This is a genomic window from Marinobacter sp. H13, assembly GCF_059072335.1.
This window is the reverse complement of the sequence record NZ_JCACRU010000001.1, coordinates 1,832,947-1,850,252: the sequence shown is the minus strand read 5'-3', so window position 1 is coordinate 1,850,252 and position 17,306 is coordinate 1,832,947. Positions and strand designations below refer to the sequence as shown.

Sequence of the window (17,306 nt, the reverse complement as noted above, 5' to 3'; positions counted from 1 at the left end):
CGGTTGGCGAACACAAAAGCATAAAAATCTTAGGGAAGAGAACCATGGGACGGATGCAGATGGAACTGCACACCGGAATCGACCTGGCGGTGGCCCTGATCCAGCAAGACAACCTGCCGGATCTGCTGAAAACCGCCACAAGACAGCTGGAAAACGCCTTCGGCCTGACCCGCTGCTGGGCACTCGAACTCGACCTCAGTGGCCGGACCCTGCACTGCAGCGACCTCGCCGAACACGGCGAATTCGACTGCGGTGACTTCAGCCACCCCTTTGCCCACGTGCTGCAAACCGGCAAAGCCCGGGAACTTACCCGTGCCGCCAGCTACCGCCTGGACCACGTCGGCTTCCAGGCCCTGTTTGAGGCCAGCGACCGGCCGCGTTCCCTGTGGCTTGAGCCCCTCACCGGTAATGACGGCCGAACCCTGGGGGTGCTCGTACTGTGTCGGGACGAACCCGACTGGGACGGCATTACCGGCCAGCCTCTGTATTGTGGCCTACGGCAACTGCTGGTTCATCAATGGATTACCCAGCTTCAGAGCCGTGATCAGGTCTGGCAGCGTCGCCTGCTCAAGCGCTCACTGGATCATCTGCACGACGCCGAAACCGTTCGCACCCGGTGCGAACAACTGGCCCGAACCCTGGTCGGCAACTCCCAGGTCATGACCAGCCTCCGGGCCCAGATCGTCCGGGCCGCCGGCAGCCAACTGTCCGTTTTGGTGCAGGGTGAAACCGGCTGTGGCAAGGATGTGGTCGCCCGCGGTATCCATGAACTGTCCGACCGGGCCGACGGCCCGATGGTGGTGGTCAACTGCGCCGCGATTCCCGATACCCTCCTGGAAAGCGAACTTTTCGGGCATACCAGGGGAGCGTTCTCAGGCGCCGACCGGGACAAGCAGGGGCTTCTGGCACAGGCCAACGGCGGCACCCTGTTCCTGGATGAAATCGGCGACATGCCCTTGGCCCTGCAGTCGAAGCTGCTCCGGGTGTTGGAGAGCCGTCAGTTCCGCCCACTGGGCGCCCGTGAGGAACAGCACTCCGATTTTCGCCTGGTAGCGGCCACCCACCAGCCGCTGCAGGCAGGTATCGAAGACGGCAGCTTCCGGCGGGACCTGTTTTATCGCCTGAGCCAGTTTCCGCTGCGGGTGACGCCCTTGCGGGAGCGCCCCGAGGACCTCGAAGCCCTGAGCCGTCACTTTATCCGCCTGTATACCGAGCGTGAGGGTAGCGGGCCCATGGGCATTTCCAGCCACGCTCTGCACCTGCTGGCTGGATACGACTTCCCGGGCAATGTCCGTGAGCTGCGCAACATCATTGAACTGGCCTGCCTGCAGACCCCGGGCGGGGATGATATCCAGCCGGAAGTTCTGAGGATTAATGACCTGTTTGAAGAGCCCGATGGCTGGACCCGCGCACCCTCGGATGCCAGAGACAGAAATCCCGTTGATCTACCTGCTGTGGAAGAGGTCCGGGATCTTAAAGTCGCGGCACAGGCCTTTGAAGCGGCAATTATTCGCGAGCGTCTGCGCCAGTATGGTGGCAACCGGGCCCAGGCGGCAGAAAGCCTCGGCCTGCCAAAGCGGACCCTGGCCCACAAGTGTCTCAAGTACCGGGTGACAGAGTCATGATTCCCCGAAGAGTGCGATTAACCGGTGGTATTGCAGCGGCATTGGCGCTGCTTTCGCTGGTCTCCAATGCCAGCGCTGACCAGCTTGAAGATGCCCGACTCTGTACCAGTGAGCCCCAGCGACTTGAACGGCTGGCCTGCTTTGACGAGGTTTTTGGTACTCCCCTGGCGGCATCCGGCGAGGAACTTGCGGCCCCGGATACCCGGCGATCCGAGCGATGGCGACAGGCCTACGCCAGCCTTGATGCAGAAAATGCCGGTGCCGGTGTGCTTTACCGGAATACCGGGCGAGCAGCTGGCCACCTGGTGACGGTTCCGGCTCTGGGCGTTCAACCTCCCAGACCTCTGCTGGCCCTTCAGTGCTACAACAACATCACGGAACTCACGCTGATGCTGCCCGAGGCAATGGACGAGCAGCGGATTCGGCTGGGGTTTGGCCGGGGACAGACCGTCTGGCGGGTGCGGGACAACGGTTTCGTGCTCAGCGGCGGCCGGGGACTGCCAGCCATTCGTACCGTGAAAGCCATGATCGACGGCACAGAGGCGCGCATTGACTCGCCCAACGGTCGCATTGATGGCCTGCTGTTTGATCTCTCGGGATACCGCCGGGCCATCGAACCGCTACGCGAGACCTGTGGCTGGTAAATGCCGGCTGAACACAGCGATTCAGGACAGCAACATGCAGATCATTGAGCAACATCCCTACGTTGAACAGGTTGTCTCACCATTGCCCGGCGATTCCGGTGTCGGCGAGGCACTCGGAGACGATGCAACGCTCGAGTCTCTGGAAAACGAGATTATGAAGGTGGGCTCTCTGGCCCATACCGACATCGACTGGAGCAAGGTTGAAAGCGATGCCCTGACGATTCTCTCGGACCGCAGCAAGGATCTGAAAGTGCTCGGTTTTCTTCTGGTCGCCCTGCAACGCGGTGGTGATGGTGAACGGTTCGCCCTATCCCTGTACCTGCTGCACCGGGTGCTGGACGAATGGTGGGAGCAGGCCTGGCCCTACCCTGGAGAGACGGGCAAGCGGGCACGCAAGATGATGTTCACCCAGATGCTCCAGCGCGCCGGCAAGGGCGTCGACGCCCTGGCGTTTGATGGCAGTGTTGGCGACGGTCGGGCGTTCTGCCTTGAACTTCTGGCGAGATTGATGGACCAGGCCGCTGGCCGGGAATTGCCCGAGGAGTCGCTGCAGGATCTTAAACGGGCGGTTGAAAAGCTGCCCAGGGTTAACGACGCCGCGGCAGCCCCCGAAACCCGTCCGCAGGCAGGGCAGGTCAGCCAGGATTCGCGAACTGAAACGCCAGAGCAGAAACCTGCACCGTCGAAGCCTTCCCTGGGGGCACTCACCCTGGACCCGGGCGACGAACGAGCAACCCGGCAGAGTCTTCTGAAAGTCGCGGACATGCTCACCGAAACCGGGCCGGACCAGCCTCTGGGGTACCAGGTTCGCCGTTACGCTATCTGGCAGAACATCACCACGGTACCGCCGACACGGGACGGAAAGCGCACCGATCTTGCCGCCGTCAGTGCCGATCGGGTGGCTGACTATCGCGAAGCCCTGGAAAAATCCGCCGACCTGGCGTTGTGGCAGAAAATCGAGCAGAGCCTGTCGGTCAGTCCGTTCTGGCTGGACGGCCATTGGTTAAGTGCCCGGGTAGCGGCGGCCCTGGGCCACCACGCCTGCGCTGAGGCCATCCGTGTGTCCGCAAAGGAGTTTGTTGAGCGCCTTGCCCAGTTGCCGGAGCTCACCTTCAACGATGGCACCCCGTTCCTCTCCCGGGAGGCGGAAGAGTGGCTCTGGTCCGCGCCGGCGACCGGTGGTTCCGCCGGCAGCGCCAACGCCTGGGAGCAGGCTTATGACAAAGCCCGGGAGCTGGCCGGGCAAAAGGGGCTGGCTGCCGGGATGCAACTTCTGGAGGACGGGCTGGCGGAAGCGAGAGAACCAAGAGACCGCTTTTACTGGCGCCTTGCCAGCGCCCGATTAATGAAGGACTCCGGCCTGAAATCACTGGCCACGCAGCAGATTCAGGATCTGCAAATGCAGGTGCGCGGGCTGGCTCTCGAGAACTGGGAGCCAGCCCTGATCAGGCAGCTTGAAAAGCTGGGCTGATACCCGGAACACACCAAGGAATCACAGCAGGAATGGACACCATGTGGAGAAAAGCTTTACTCATCGGTCGCTGGCTTCTGCCATACCTCAAAAACGCAGCCCCGGTCACCCTGGTACTGGGCATTATTGCCTTGGTGGTGGCCACCTGGTGGCTGGGGCCACGCTGGGAGCTCAATGGTGAGTTTCCATTGGCGGCCTGGCAGATGCGGGCCGTGGTAACCCTGGGCGTTGTGCTGGTCGTGGCCATGGTGTGGGGCATGATGCTGGCGCGCCGCCTGCGCAAGGTGAACGTCAGGCAGGCGGAAGCGCAGAAGGAACAGGAAGATCCGATTCTGCCCATGGAGCGCAAGCAACAGCGCCTGCTGGATCGCCAGCTGGCGGCCCTGAAAAGCAACCTCCCCGGCCGCAAAGGCATTTACCGGCTGCCCTGGTATCTGGCGATGGGCCTTGAGGATGCTGGCAAGACCAGCCTGATTCAACGCTCCGGGCAGACCTACACGCTCACCAACGTAACCCGCAACAATCGAATGGATCGCAATGCCTTCGGTTTTGACTGGTGGATCGGCGATAAAGGCGTGCTGATCGATCCGGATGGTGAACTGCTGAGCCAGAGTCAGGGGGAGGGCGCCGGCGCGGAGATCCAGCAGCGTCTTTGGCATCATTTCATCGCCTGGCTGGAGCGAAATCGTCCTCAACGCCCTCTGAACGGGGTGGTGCTGGCCATAGATCTGGCCAGTCTCAGCGTGGCAGACTCCGGCCAGAGGCGGGACCGGGCCATCCTGTTGCGCACGCGCCTGCGGGAACTGATGGAGCAGATCGGCTCCCGCCTGCCCGTTTATGTCACCTTCACCAAGATGGACCTGCTTTACGGATTTGGCCCGCTGGTGCGGACCCTGAGCAAGCAGGACAAGGAGCAGGCCCTGGGCTTTACCTTCAGCCTCGAAGGCCAGATGGATAACGACGATTGGCTGAACCAGTTCGCTGACCGATACACCGCCATGGTTGAGCGGCTTACCGATCGCTTGCCGGATGTTCTGGCCAATACCCGGAATGCCGAGGAGCGGGCAGCGGCCTACTCCTTTACCCGCCAGCTTGCCGGCCTTAAGCCCGTTCTGGAGCAATTCCTGACCGACCTGCTGTCTGCGGATGTGTTCTCGACACCGGCGATGGTCCGCGGCACCTACTTCACCTCGGTGTTGCAGGAGGGTGTCCCGGAGGATGCCTTTGTCTCAGCGGCTGCTGCCAACTACCAGATTGCAGGGCCCATTCAGCCTGCTCAACGGGCAGGGCAGTCCGCCAACCTGTTTACCCGGGCACTGTTCCCCGAGATCATCTATCCGGAGGCTGGCCTGGCCGGTGACAACCGACGGGTGATTCAGTCCCGGCAACGCCGGCTGGCCGTGGCCGCCGTGGTGGCTGTTTGTGCCGGAGCGGGTATGACAGCCGGCTGGCAGCATTTCTTTATCAAGAATGCAGAGGCCGCGACCGCCGTGGAAACCCGTGTGCGGGGATTCATCGATAACTGGCAGCCGGTGGGTTTTGAGCCGGACAATACCGGCCGAAACCTGCTCGGCCCGCTGGATGAACTTCGTGAGGCGACCCTGGCCTTTGGCGACCACCGCCGGAACTGGCCGTTGCTCAGTGATATGGGCCTATACCGTGGCCATGAGGTGGGCCCTGAAGTGGAGAAATCCTACCTGGATATGCTGGCATACCAATATTTGCCAGCCCTGATGTTCGGTGTGATGGCCGAGATGGGTCAGGCGCCGGACAATAGCACTGAGCGCCTGGAGCATCTGCGGGTGTTGCGCATGCTGTATGACGCCAGTGGTCGTCGGGACGATATTGTTACCCGCTACATGCAGAACCACTGGCAGGAGGCGTTCCCCGGCCAGAGTGAACTGCAGCAGCGGCTACTGGGTCATCTGGACTATGCCATGGCGCATACCGATCTGGCACAGCTCACTCGCCAGGGCGATGCGGTTGCCGATATGACCCTGGCGCCGTTTCGTAGCAGTGTCGAGTGGGCACAACATGAGCTTGGTCGGATTGCCACGCCAGACCGGGTCTATCGGGATCTGGAAATTGAAGCAGAACAGGAATTCCGGGCACCGTTGGAACTGGCCCGGGCATCCGGGCCGGCATTCAGCACGGTGTTCACCCGGCTGGATGGCTATGGCGAGCCGTCGGACTCGGGAGCAGCGGTGGAAGAAGACCCATTGACCATCCCCGCGTTGCTGACCCGGGAGGGACTGGAAAAATGGTTCCTGCGCAAGTCCGGCTCGGTAACGGAGCTGGCTCTGGTGGACGCCTGGGTGCTGGGCCGCCGGGACAACGTCGATTTTAGCAAGGCGGATGAAGCCAGGCTGCTGGCCAGTTTGCAGACCCTCTATGCCGAGCACTACGCCGAGGCCTGGCGTACTGCCTTGAGCCGCATTGATATTCAGCGATTTGAGGACCTGAACCACGGCGTACGTATTCTGGAGAGCCTGACCAGCGGCCACGAGCCCCTGGCAAGCCTGCTCGGGCAGGTTCGCCATAACACGCGTCTTGTACCTTCGGCAGAAGGGGAGAGTGCTGCGGCCCGGGAGCTTCTGGAGCAGTCGCCCCATTTCCGCATGCTGCAGGATATTGAACGGCAGTTTGCGGAGCTCAACCAGTTGACCCGAAAAAATGGCGATCAGCCAACCGGGCTTGAACAGATCATGCTGGTGGTCGCGGAACTTCACGAGTACATGCGCAACATCCAGGAAGCGCCAGACAAGGGCAAGGCTGCGCTGGCCGCTGCCCGGGCCCGCATGGGCCTGCAGGGAGCCGACCCGATCTTCACCCTGCAGCGCATGGCCGACAACCAGCCGGAGCCCCTGAACCGGCTGCTGACCCGGTTGGCCACGGAAAGCTGGCGGGTGGTTCTGGACCAGGCGGTGGCGCAGCTCGAGCATGAGTGGTACCGCGAGGTGTATCAGCCCTTCCAGCAGAATCTGGCCCGCCACTATCCCTTTAATCCGGACTCCGGGCGGGATGTTGCACTGCAGGACTTTGAACGGTTCTTTGCCCCGGGCGGCGTATTGGACGCCTTCTATCAGGACAACCTGAAACTGTTCCTCGAGGATCACCCGGAACAGGTGGGCGATGCCCGACGTGCCGGCCTGGTGCGCGGTGCGGTACTGACGTCATTGGAAAATGCCGATCGAATCCGCAGGGCCTACTTTACCCGGGGTGGTTCGCTGGATGTGGAGTTCGCGCTGGAACCGCTCAATCTCTCAGCCAACAAGCGCCGCAGCGTGGTCAATGTCGACGGCCAACTGGTGGAGTTCAGCCATGGCCCGCGCCAGAGCATTCCGCTGGTCTGGCCTAATACCCTGCGGGACTCTGTTGAGAGCCGTATTACCCTGGTGCCGGTTCAGGTGAACCGTTCACCCCGCAGCCTCTCGGAAAGCGGCCCATGGGCTCTGTTCCGACTGGTCGATAAAGCCGACATTACCGGCGTGAGCAGCAGCGCGGTCGATGTCCGGTTCCGGGTTGACGACGGGGAGATGCGTTATCGCCTCCACGCGGCCAGCAATACCAACCCGTTCACAGAGCAACTACTTGCGGGGTACCGCATACCCCGCAGCTTGTATTAAACTCTTTCAGCATACAAGGGCCGCCCTGATGAGAGCAGGACGCTTTCATCAGGGTTGAGCCTTCGCACAGGATGGTGCGAAAGCCCGGATTTTCTTTTTTCTTCAGGGACCGAAGACATGCCCCAGGCAAGCGGACTGCAATTCACCGCCACCATTGGCGAATACTCCTCTGACCACTTTTCCGTTGTTGGCTTTGCGCTGACAGAACGGCTGTCCGAGCTGTTCCAGGGACGCCTTGACCTGGCCAGTACCGATCCGTCTGTTGTCGCCTCGAAGGTGCTGGAGCAACCAGTGGATCTCGTGATCTGGCAGGACCGGGCACCGCTGCGTCGCTTTACCGGCGTGGTCAGCGAATTCGCTCGAGGCGATTCCGGCCATCGGCGTACCCGCTACGAACTGGTTTTCCGTCCGCCGCTCTGGCGCCTGGCGCTGATGCACAACAGCCGCATTTTCCAGAACCGGGGCACGGATGAGATTGTGCGTACCCTGCTGGAGGAGCGGGGGGTTGTCGATACCGTCTTCGACCTTGAACGCCGCCCAGAGGAGCGGGAATACTGCGTACAGCATCGTGAAAGTGATCTGGCCTTTGTTGAACGTCTGGCTGCCGAAGAAGGCTGGCACTACCGCTACCAGCACGGCAGCCCCGATGGTCAGGAGCCACCGGCCCTGGTTTTTGCCGATCATCATCGCGATTCGCCACGGCTCGAAGCCGTCCCCTACAACGGCAAAGCAGGGGGCAGCACCCGAACGCCCTGTGTGTTCCGGTTCGCGTACCGAGAGCGGGTGCGCCCTGCTTCGGTCGCCATGAAGGATTACACCTTCAAAAACCCGGCCTACGCCCTGATGCATGAGCAGTCTGGCGATCAGCTCGTCCACCGGGAGGATTACCAGCACTACGACTACCCCGGCCGATTCAAACAGGATGCCAGTGGTCGGCCGTTCACTGAAGCCAGGCTTGCTGCCCTACGCAGCGATGCCAGCACCACCTTTGGTGAAAGCAATCGTCCGGACTTTGCACCTGGTGCCAGGGTGCCGCTGACCGACCACGACAACGAGGCTGTGAACCGCGACTGGCTTCTCACAGCGATCACCCATACTGGCTCACAACCCCAGGCCCTGGAAGAAGAGGGTGGCAGCGAACCGACACGCTACGGCAACCACTTTACCGCCATCCCCGCAGACCGCAGCTGGCGGCCCGTGTGTGAGCACAAACCATTGATGGACGGACCCCAGATGGCCATGGTGACCGGCCCGGAAGGCGAAGAAATTCATTGCGACCAATACGGCCGGGTGAAAGTGCGCTTTCCCTGGGATCGCTATGCGTTAAATGATCAACACAGCAGTGCCTGGCTCCGGGTCAGCCAGGGTTGGGCCGGCGGCCAGTATGGTTTCACCGCACTGCCGAGGATCGGCCATGAAGTGATCGTTTCCTTCCTGGACGGCGATCCGGACCAGCCGATCATCACCGGCCGGACTTGGCACGCCACCAACACACCGCCGTATTCGCTGCCGGAACACAAAACCCGCACCACCCTGAAAACCAAAACCCACAAGGGCGAGGGCAGTAACGAGCTTCGGTTTGAAGACGAAGCCGGCGAAGAACAGATCTACGTTCACGCCCAGAAAGAACTGGCCCTGATCACGGAGAACAACCGCACTGAAGTCATCAGGAACGATCGCCACCTGACCGTGGGCAACGACCGCAAGGCCCACATCAAAGGCAGTGACCACGCCACGGTGAACGGTGAAAAACGGGAGAAAACCGGCAAAGACCGTAGTTTCAACGTCACTGGTACGTTGCACCTGAAAGCCGGCACGGCTTGGCTAACCGACTGTGGCACCGAACTGCACATCAAGGCCGGCCAGAAAACCGTTATTGAAGCCGGTGCGGAAATCACCCTCAAGGCCGGTGGCAGTTTCGTGAAGATCGACCCCAGCGGTGTGGCTATGGGTGGCGCTGCCATCAAGCTGAATGCCGGAGGTTCGCCGGGTAAGGGGAGTGGGCAGAAGGTTCAGGTGCCGGAGATGCCGGGGTTGGTGGAGAAGAATGGGGGGGCTGTTGCGCCGGTGGCCCTGCCGGAGACACAGCAAAGACCGATGGCCAAGTCCGACCAGATGCGCGCCATCAAGAATGCCGCGAATCAGGGTAAGGGAATTTGCCAGGTCTGCTCACCAGAATCACAAGGTGCGATCTGATGGGGCATCTGGCTGGACTTCCCGGTGAGGGGAAGACGTTCATTCTTATTGATGGCGCCAAAGTAAATAATCTGCCCCAAGTTATTTATCGTGAGATCGAAACACCTCATTGTGATGCGCTCTACAGGCAAACGGAGCTTGCCGACCTATTGGAAGTTTCACCGTGGCTGGTTGAAACGGGAATAGATAGCTCGCTGACACTTAAATGCTTCAATGATTGGAAACATCAGGGTGTTGCCATCGTATTGCGGGCTGACTGCCACTTCGAAGAGGTCATGCAACACTTGCGTGAATTGCTTATGGCGAGGTTGGTCACGGGAGATGAGGTTGTTTTCCGGTTTTATGATCCTGAAATCGCGCGGCACCTGTTGAAGCTGGATTCGTCAGGTGAAAATGTGAGGCGATTGATGGGGCCTTGTAGTCTGTTTGCCATTCAGGATCGCCGCACTGGTGAGTGGGAGTATTTTCATAATGATCAGCCCAGTAGTGAGCGGCAGGCTGAGAGGTTAAGCATTCGTGAGGAACACCAGGTTGCCATGGAAAGAGCGGCGGAACGGACGGCCCTCAGGAAACTCGAACTTCACGTTGCAAACTACTTTCCCCATTTGCTTCACAAAACGGATACAGATGGGAAGGATTGGGGGATGGTCTCTGCTTTAGTCGATGCGGCGAAAGCGCGGGGACTCTGTAGTACCCGAGATATTGCGCTGTTTATCAATACGATTGGCTGGCTTGGACACCAGGCATTCGACGACAGTGAAGTACAGCTTCTGTGGAAAGAGAATTCCGCAGCGCCAGGCAAAGCCATAGCGCGAATTGCAGAATTCGCCGAGAAAAAGTCAACGGAGGGACTGGTTCATGGGTAGCGCTAACAGCTCAGCGTTTATACAGGGTGCTGATGACATAGACTCAGCGGCACAGATGTGCCCGCTCCAGTTCAAAACCGTTGCGTTGTATCCGGTACGTTGGGCGATCAGTCAGGAAGAAGTAGCGCTGCCCCCTCACTTCCGACCGCCCACCGTTGCGCTTGAAACCACGCATTACTGTGTACGAAAACTAACGCCCGGTTGGGTGTATATGTTCTCCGAAGTATTCGGAACGCTGCATGAGTATCGTGTTGACGAACAAGGCGAGTTGACAGAAGTGCAGCCGGGGTTCAACTCGGTTCTTTTTTCCGCTGTGGACGCAGAAAGCGCTTTGCCCGCCTTACATCACCCTGCGGAAGGAAAAGTTTTTCTTAAGTTTGTGCAGCATCGATGGACTTCCCGTTTGCAGGAACTTGTACGCACGGATGCGGAAATTCGCGAAGAGCACATGCAGCCGTTCGACTTGCGAAGCCTACCTGGAAGAGGTGAGGCCGTTAATATCAGTGAAACTGAAGCGATAAGCGAGGTGGTTGAAGATTTTCGATCAGAACCGTTGGATTTTGAATGGAGTCTGACCACCTTAATGCATGGAATCGGTGAATCGGATTTGCAGGGCCAATGCAAAAAAGAAACTGAATTTTCTTACTGCGTTGCTCTTGAAGACGAAATCGGTATCACATCTGATTTGAGTCAATTGCATGCTCTTTATGTGAATCTGATTACGAACTATGCCGAGGAGAACGCATACGCCTATACAACCGCCCAGATGGTAGATGCGCTCATTGCCCGTGAGGCTGGCAAAAAGGAATCGCCTGAGGACCAGCAGGAAACTGCTGAGGAACTTAAAGAACGAGTTCGTTCAGAGGAAAAAGACGCATTCGTCGAAAGCTACCACAAGCAGCTTGAAAAGTATGACCACGCTCGAACATTGGTATTCGATGATTGGAAGCGATGGATTGATTCTGACCAACTGGCCAGGAAGCTGGAGCTCAACGACTGTTACTGCGCCGAAGGGTTCAAGGCGGTTGAGCAGGAACTGGCAGATATATTGGATGGCTACGTCAGTTCGGAGAAAGGTAAGGAAGACTCTGAAAATTGGTTAGCTGCTGATGAGGGCGACGCGGGTACGGTTGGGAACATGTTAAAAACCGTCCTGTTCCTCGCATCTGCTACCAACGGCATGACCGAAAAACTGAAAGGCCTGCCCGGCTTTGACTATGGCAGCCTAAAGATCGTGGATAGTATCTTCGATATGCCTGCCTATGTGCAGGTGAGCACCGCCACCGATACTCTGATGCTGGAATTTGCCGCTCCCGCTGCCAAGATGGGCACCTGGGCGAAAGACCCTCAAACGTGGCCGCAGTGGAGAAAGTGGACCAGGGCCGTCCAGCGACGTTATGGCATTGATGTCCACCGACACGGAATAACATTGAATACCGCGGCCGACTTGCTCCACGAGGTCCACCGTAAATCATTGGAAGGGGCCGGCCATAATCTCTCAGAACTTGCAATGACACCCCTGGCCGCCGGAATGGCGGATGCACGTATCAGGGCCTACCTGAACAGGGCACTGATCGACGTATTCCACCTGACCCCGGACTTCAAGGACAACCCCTTTGGCTGGCTTCATACCCGTCTGGACCCGGTAGTTGAAAGCATCAAGCAGAATAGGGGCAAGTTCATCGGCGCCGTGACTTTCTTCCACGCGATTAATCTGGCAAACCTGTTTTCTGGGTTGGATAAGACTCGGAAGGACGTGATGATTGGCGATAGGACAGCTATTGACCGGTGGGGGGCTGTTTTGTCCGGCCTATGGAGCGTCGGCGAGGGCGTTGTTAATCTCAGTGGAGTATTAGTCAAGGAGGAATATGCCAGAGCCTTGGGGGCAAGTCTCTCTGCGGCTGGTGCCAGGGTTTCGGTGGCTTTTGATGGGCTAAGGTTTGTTAGCAAGGTCGCAGATATTACGGTGAGTCTTGCGAGAATCAGCCTAAAGCCCCTTCCTTACGTCGGTGTCATACTGTCAATAGGTCTGGAAGGCTGGACGAGCCACAAGGCTCTGAACACAGGCCATTACGCAATGGCGTCGCTATCCGGGGTCCAGATTGGGCTGAGTATCGGCATCACTTACCTGGCGTCTTTGGCAGTAGCGGGCGCCGTTACCGGGGCGGGTTTACCCGTTGTGCTTGTGGTGGGTTCAGTACTGGTCGCGATCTCTTTCGTCATCAGTATGGTACAGCTATATATAGCCCGATCTAGGATCGAGGATTTCATTTCACTGTCATTCTGGGGTAACGCGCCTACATTGCGGTACTGGGATGAGCAATCCAGGCCATCAAGCGCAGAGCTTCTGGAAGATAGCCGAACCATTGTTTCTCAGGGTGAGGGTGTCGATGTCAGGCGATATTTCGAAGCGGAACTGGATGGATTCTACTATTTGCTGTTCTCCCCCCTGGTAAAGATAACTGAGTACATGCCCAAGCATTGGGCGGTAACCCAACAGGGTGAGCAGCGAGTTCTATCAGAATTCACCAGTCTCATCGTGCATTTTCCAGGTTACATTGAAGGTAACTGCGCTGTCTCCATCAAGCTTTTCGTGGCTAATAGAAACTGGTTAGTGGAGAACGAGTCGAGGGAAATCACAGATCTGTTTAATAGAACAGCGAGGATAGACTCCACTTCGCAGGGCTTAATGTATCGGTTCACGCACTACAATCACGATAATTGGGAACAGCTCGAAATGCTGATCGAGTATGAGAAAGACGGCAGGAGCGTAACGGGTGAAAACGGGCTTAGAGTCATTCTGGATAACAACGATGTAGAGGAACTGGGTATCGATGAAAGACTTGCCTTTGAAGTGTGATTTTCCGGACACGAACCTGGAACAACAACTGGAAAAGAAGCTGTACCGAACCCACGGAGCGCGGCTTGCTAGTCCGCCGGCACGAAAAGTGAGGGGGGTGTCCGATTCGTCGGAAAAGATGGAGCACAGTTTTGCCTGCATCGGTGAACGTTTCGTGGACATTCGCACTGCCTTAATGTCTCTTCGCTCAGGCTTGCCAGCAATCATCAATATTTTCATGATTATTGTTATGGTATTGGGTTGGGTTATTAGCTTTTTTTATTCAAAAGCACTGTTTGCGATGTTGATTGCTTTTGGGCCAGTCTGGGTGGCCGTCTATGTGTTCGAAATTTTTCTTCCCCTCACGTTGCCCGTCCGGATCGACCGAAAGGAAGGATTTGTCTACGTAGGGCATAGAGGGACGTTCTACCGGATTCCTTGGGACGAATTGGAAGTGACCTTTTCTTACAACTGGCAATATTTAGGCTCCGGGGTTGTATGGGAACGACAGTACTACGCCCACCTTTTTATGCGGGAAAAGCATTACTTTTGTGGAAAGCCCCCAAAGATGCCCCTGCAGCGGAAAAAAATATCTTCCGGTTTTAAAGAAGAACGTATTTACCAGAAATGGAATTTTATTGTCAGGTATTATGATGAAGGAACCACTAGAGAGGACTTCGATAATCTTGCCTGGGTTAATTACGATTTCTATAAAGAGGATCTGAAAAAGAAATCAATTGGGATCAAAATTGTTGAGTGTTTGGGGGTCATTTTATTTGTTCCGAGTATTATTTGGTGGAATTTTACCCCCTTTAAATACAAATGGCCGAAGGAAATTGAAGCCATTTTCGGTAAAGCCAATTACTACTAGCCATTGAAAAGGAATTCGCGGTGTCTGTAAAAATCGCTCTAATGCTCCTCTGCCTTATTCCCCTCTCCACAAACGCCGGCGTCTACAAATGGGTCGATGCCAACGGTCAGACCCATTTCGGGGACCGTCCACCAGCTCAGGCAGCATCAAGTGAAGTTACGGTAAAGGCCGCCCCGGCCAGCGTGGATGCGGGAGCCCGGGAGCGGCATCAGAAGATGACCGAGTTTCTGGAGCAGCAGCAGGAAGAGCGTGAGACGCGGCAGGCTGCCAATGCCAAAGCCGAGGAGAAGGCGGAGAAGCAAGCCGAGCTGTGCAGAAAGCTTCGGGCGCGCCTCAAGTTTCTTGCCAGCGTTTCGACCTTCTACAACATCAACGATCAGGGCGAGCGGATTTATGTCAATGAGGCCGAGAATACCCGTATTCGTGAGGATTTCCGGGAAAAGGTGAGGAGCACCTGCGGAAACGACTAATACGCGGATGCTGACCAGGGGCGGAAAGGAAAGTCTGACCTCTGTAGGAAAAAGCAACTGAGAGCAAAGGAATTGCCATGCCGTTTCGATTGTTCAGCGCCGCGCTGCCGGTGCTGATTTCCCTTCTGTTTTCCCCCGTGGCGGTAGCGAAACAGCCCGAGCTGACACTCGCCAACGTGTATCAAAAGGGCATGCCGCTGGACGGCTACTGGGTCAGTGAAAAGCTCGACGGGGTGCGAGCATACTGGACTGGCGAGCGATTTCTTTCCCGTGGCGGTCATGAGTATCGGGCACCCGGTTGGTTCACCAGAGGGTTTCCGGCACGTCCCCTGGACGGTGAGCTCTGGATGGGGCGGGGCCGTTTTGCGGAATTGTCAGGGGCGGTGCGTCAGGTGGTGCCCGATGACAACGATTGGCGGCGGATTCGGTTCATGGTGTTTGATCTTCCGGATAAGGAGGCAACCTTCGACCAACGTTTGGCCCGGCTGCGTGTATTAATCCAAGAGGTTGAATCACCCTACATGGCGCTTGTCGATCAGCAACGGGCGAGCACCCATGAGAAACTGATGCAGCGTTTGGATAAGATCGTCGACGGCGGCGCAGAGGGTTTGATGTTGAAGCTGGGGTCCAGTCATTACCGAAGTGGGCGCTCCGATGATCTACTGAAAGTAAAACAGTATCAGGATGCCGAAGCGGTGGTTGTTCATCATCTGCCGGGAAAGGGCAAATACGAGGGGCTGATGGGGTCACTGCTGGTGGAGTTGGACGATGGCAGGCGATTCCGGATTGGTACGGGGTTCAGCGATTCCGAGCGAGCGTCTCCTCCGAGACCCGGAACCACGATCACATTCAAGCACTATGGCCTCACAGCCACGGGGCTGCCTCGCTTTGCCAGCTTTCTCCGTATCCGGAATGATGAACCTGCGCGGTAATTGAGCGCACAGGCTCACTGGCGCTTGACGGGGGTCAAGACTGGCAAGCGCAGCTAGCCATACACTGGAATGAGTCAAATACATCTCATCCCCCACAGTCATGGAGACTGCGCGAATGTCCCTCGAAAAACACGATCTGATTCACGAACTGCCGGAATCCAAAGAAGCCATTCATCTTTTGAAAACCAACAGCACTCACTTCGCCAAGCTGTTTGACGAATATCATGAAGTGGACCATGCCGTTCATCGCGTTGAAACGGGCGCTGAAAACACCTCCGATGAGTATCTGGAAAACCTCAAAAAGAAGCGGCTGAATCTGAAGGACCAGTTGTTTGCCATGATTCGCGAGTATGAGGCTTCGGCGGCTAGCTGAGGGCAACCTGCCAGATAATCCAGCATCGGCTGTCAATTGGCCGTAATCCTCCTTGGGGAGACTGTTGATAGGGTATCATCGGTCTCACAAGGAGGAGGTTATGATGTTACGGATCCTTTCGGGGCTGGTGCTGTGCTCGGTACTTTCCCTGGTACAAGCGGCGACCGTTGAAGAGCTCTCCCCGCAATCAATTGCGCTGGCGCCTGAACAGTCGGAGCCCTCGGTCCATCTGGGACCACGGCCTTTCTGGCTGGTTGGTGCAATGGACGACAGTCCGCTCAAAGAGCGCCTGCAAGCCTGCAATACCGACACTGTCGAGAAAACGGATTTCTCCATCGGCCATCGTGGCGCGCCCCTGCAGTTTCCCGAACATACCCGTGAATCCTACATTGCGGCAGCGCGCATGGGTGCGGGTATTCTGGAATGTGATGTCGCCTTCACCAGGGATCGGGAACTGGTTTGCCGACATGCCCAGGACGACCTTCATACCACCACCAATATCGTTGCCGTCCCTGCATTGAACGCCAAGTGTACCCAGCCTTTTGTGCCCGCCGATCCTGCCACGGGCACGCCGGCACAGGCCGAGTGTCGCACCAGCGATATCACTCTGGCCGAGTTCAAGTCACTGGAGGGCAAGATGGATGCCCACAACCCAATGGCAACCACGCCGGAGGAATACCTGGCTGGCACCGCAGACTGGCGCACTGATCTCTACTCCAGCCGGGGCACCTTGATGACTCATCAGGAGAGCATCGAGTTGTTCAGGGCTCTGGGCGCGAAGTTCACTCCGGAATTGAAATCACCGGTGGTTGCTATGCCCTTTGAGGGGGATTACAGCCAGCAAGACTATGCCCGCCAAATGATCCAGGATTACATCGATGCCGGTGTGCAGCCGGAAGACGTCTGGCCCCAGTCCTTCAATTTGAAGGACGTTCTTTTCTGGGTAGACGAGATGCCGGAATTTGGTCGGCAAGCAGTCTTCCTCGACCAATCTGAGTCTACCCTTGTGAACGCGTCCGCAACCTATATGGCTTACCTTAAAAGTAGGGGTGTGAACATTCTGGCGCCGGCGCTCTGGAAGCTGCTGACTCTGGACAGCCAGAGGCAAATCGTTCCGTCCCGGTACGCGGAGAATGCGCGCGAAGCCGGCCTGGACCTGATTGCCTGGACCGTTGAGCGCAGCGGTCCGCTGGAAAAGGGCGGCGGCTGGTATTACCAGACGGTGACCGATGCCATTAACAACGACGGCGACGTGCTCACCGTGATCGATGTTCTGGCCCGTGAGGTAGGTGTGATTGGGGTTTTCTCGGATTGGCCGGCGACAACGACCTTCTATGCCAATTGTATGGGGTTGTCTAAGCATTGAGGTAGGGACGGCGCAGCGCCAAGTTGG

12 protein-coding genes are annotated in these 17,306 nt (G+C 57.6%); all 12 read left to right on the top strand.

What is annotated here, in order from left to right:
- The first annotated feature begins 53 nt into the window (after nucleotides 1-53).
- A complete protein-coding gene (locus AC5JQH_RS08625) occupies nucleotides 54-1,625 on the top strand; it encodes a sigma-54-dependent Fis family transcriptional regulator (protein ID WP_008175727.1) in 1,572 nt (523 codons plus the stop codon).
- The gene (gene vasI, locus AC5JQH_RS08620) at nucleotides 1,622-2,269 is read left to right on the top strand and encodes a type VI secretion system-associated protein VasI (RefSeq protein ID WP_008175730.1); all 648 of its coding nucleotides are present in this window, start codon (nucleotides 1,622-1,624) and stop codon (nucleotides 2,267-2,269) included. Before AC5JQH_RS08625 ends, vasI begins: the two co-directional genes overlap by 4 nt.
- A gap of 34 nt (nucleotides 2,270-2,303) precedes the next feature.
- Nucleotides 2,304-3,740 carry a type VI secretion system protein TssA gene (gene tssA / locus AC5JQH_RS08615; protein WP_288367158.1) on the top strand — a complete coding sequence of 479 codons (1,437 nt, stop codon included), beginning with the start codon at nucleotides 2,304-2,306 and terminating at the stop codon, nucleotides 3,738-3,740.
- Between the two features lie 32 nt (nucleotides 3,741-3,772).
- Nucleotides 3,773-7,366, top strand: coding sequence for a type VI secretion system membrane subunit TssM (gene tssM / locus AC5JQH_RS08610; protein WP_493805494.1), 3,594 nt, complete (start codon nucleotides 3,773-3,775; stop codon nucleotides 7,364-7,366).
- Between the two features lie 117 nt (nucleotides 7,367-7,483).
- Nucleotides 7,484-9,562 carry a type VI secretion system Vgr family protein gene (locus AC5JQH_RS08605; RefSeq protein ID WP_493805493.1) on the top strand — a complete coding sequence of 693 codons (2,079 nt, stop codon included), beginning with the start codon at nucleotides 7,484-7,486 and terminating at the stop codon, nucleotides 9,560-9,562.
- Nucleotides 9,562-10,428 (top strand): DUF4123 domain-containing protein, encoded by an 867-nt coding sequence (locus AC5JQH_RS08600; protein WP_493805492.1) that lies wholly within the window; start codon nucleotides 9,562-9,564, stop codon nucleotides 10,426-10,428. The genes AC5JQH_RS08605 and AC5JQH_RS08600 overlap by 1 nt, the downstream gene beginning before the upstream one ends.
- On the top strand, nucleotides 10,421-13,288 hold the full coding sequence (locus AC5JQH_RS08595) for a toxin VasX (protein WP_493805491.1): 2,868 nt from the start codon (nucleotides 10,421-10,423) through the stop codon (nucleotides 13,286-13,288). The genes AC5JQH_RS08600 and AC5JQH_RS08595 overlap by 8 nt, the downstream gene beginning before the upstream one ends.
- Nucleotides 13,263-14,138, top strand: a complete 876-nt coding sequence (locus AC5JQH_RS08590) for a hypothetical protein (protein WP_008175742.1) — start codon at nucleotides 13,263-13,265, stop codon at nucleotides 14,136-14,138. The genes AC5JQH_RS08595 and AC5JQH_RS08590 overlap by 26 nt, the downstream gene beginning before the upstream one ends.
- 20 nt (nucleotides 14,139-14,158) lie before the next feature.
- Nucleotides 14,159-14,608 carry a DUF4124 domain-containing protein gene (locus tag AC5JQH_RS08585; protein WP_227497864.1) on the top strand — a complete coding sequence of 150 codons (450 nt, stop codon included), beginning with the start codon at nucleotides 14,159-14,161 and terminating at the stop codon, nucleotides 14,606-14,608.
- 77 nt (nucleotides 14,609-14,685) lie between these two features.
- On the top strand, nucleotides 14,686-15,540 hold the full coding sequence (locus AC5JQH_RS08580; protein ID WP_053113248.1) for a DNA ligase: 855 nt from the start codon (nucleotides 14,686-14,688) through the stop codon (nucleotides 15,538-15,540).
- Nucleotides 15,541-15,655: 115 nt separating this feature from the next.
- A complete protein-coding gene (locus AC5JQH_RS08575) occupies nucleotides 15,656-15,913 on the top strand; it encodes an HP1242/YdcH family protein (RefSeq protein WP_008175748.1) in 258 nt (85 codons plus the stop codon).
- Between the two features lie 100 nt (nucleotides 15,914-16,013).
- A complete protein-coding gene (locus AC5JQH_RS08570) occupies nucleotides 16,014-17,279 on the top strand; it encodes a glycerophosphodiester phosphodiesterase family protein (protein ID WP_008175750.1) in 1,266 nt (421 codons plus the stop codon).
- Nucleotides 17,280-17,306 lie beyond the last annotated feature (27 nt).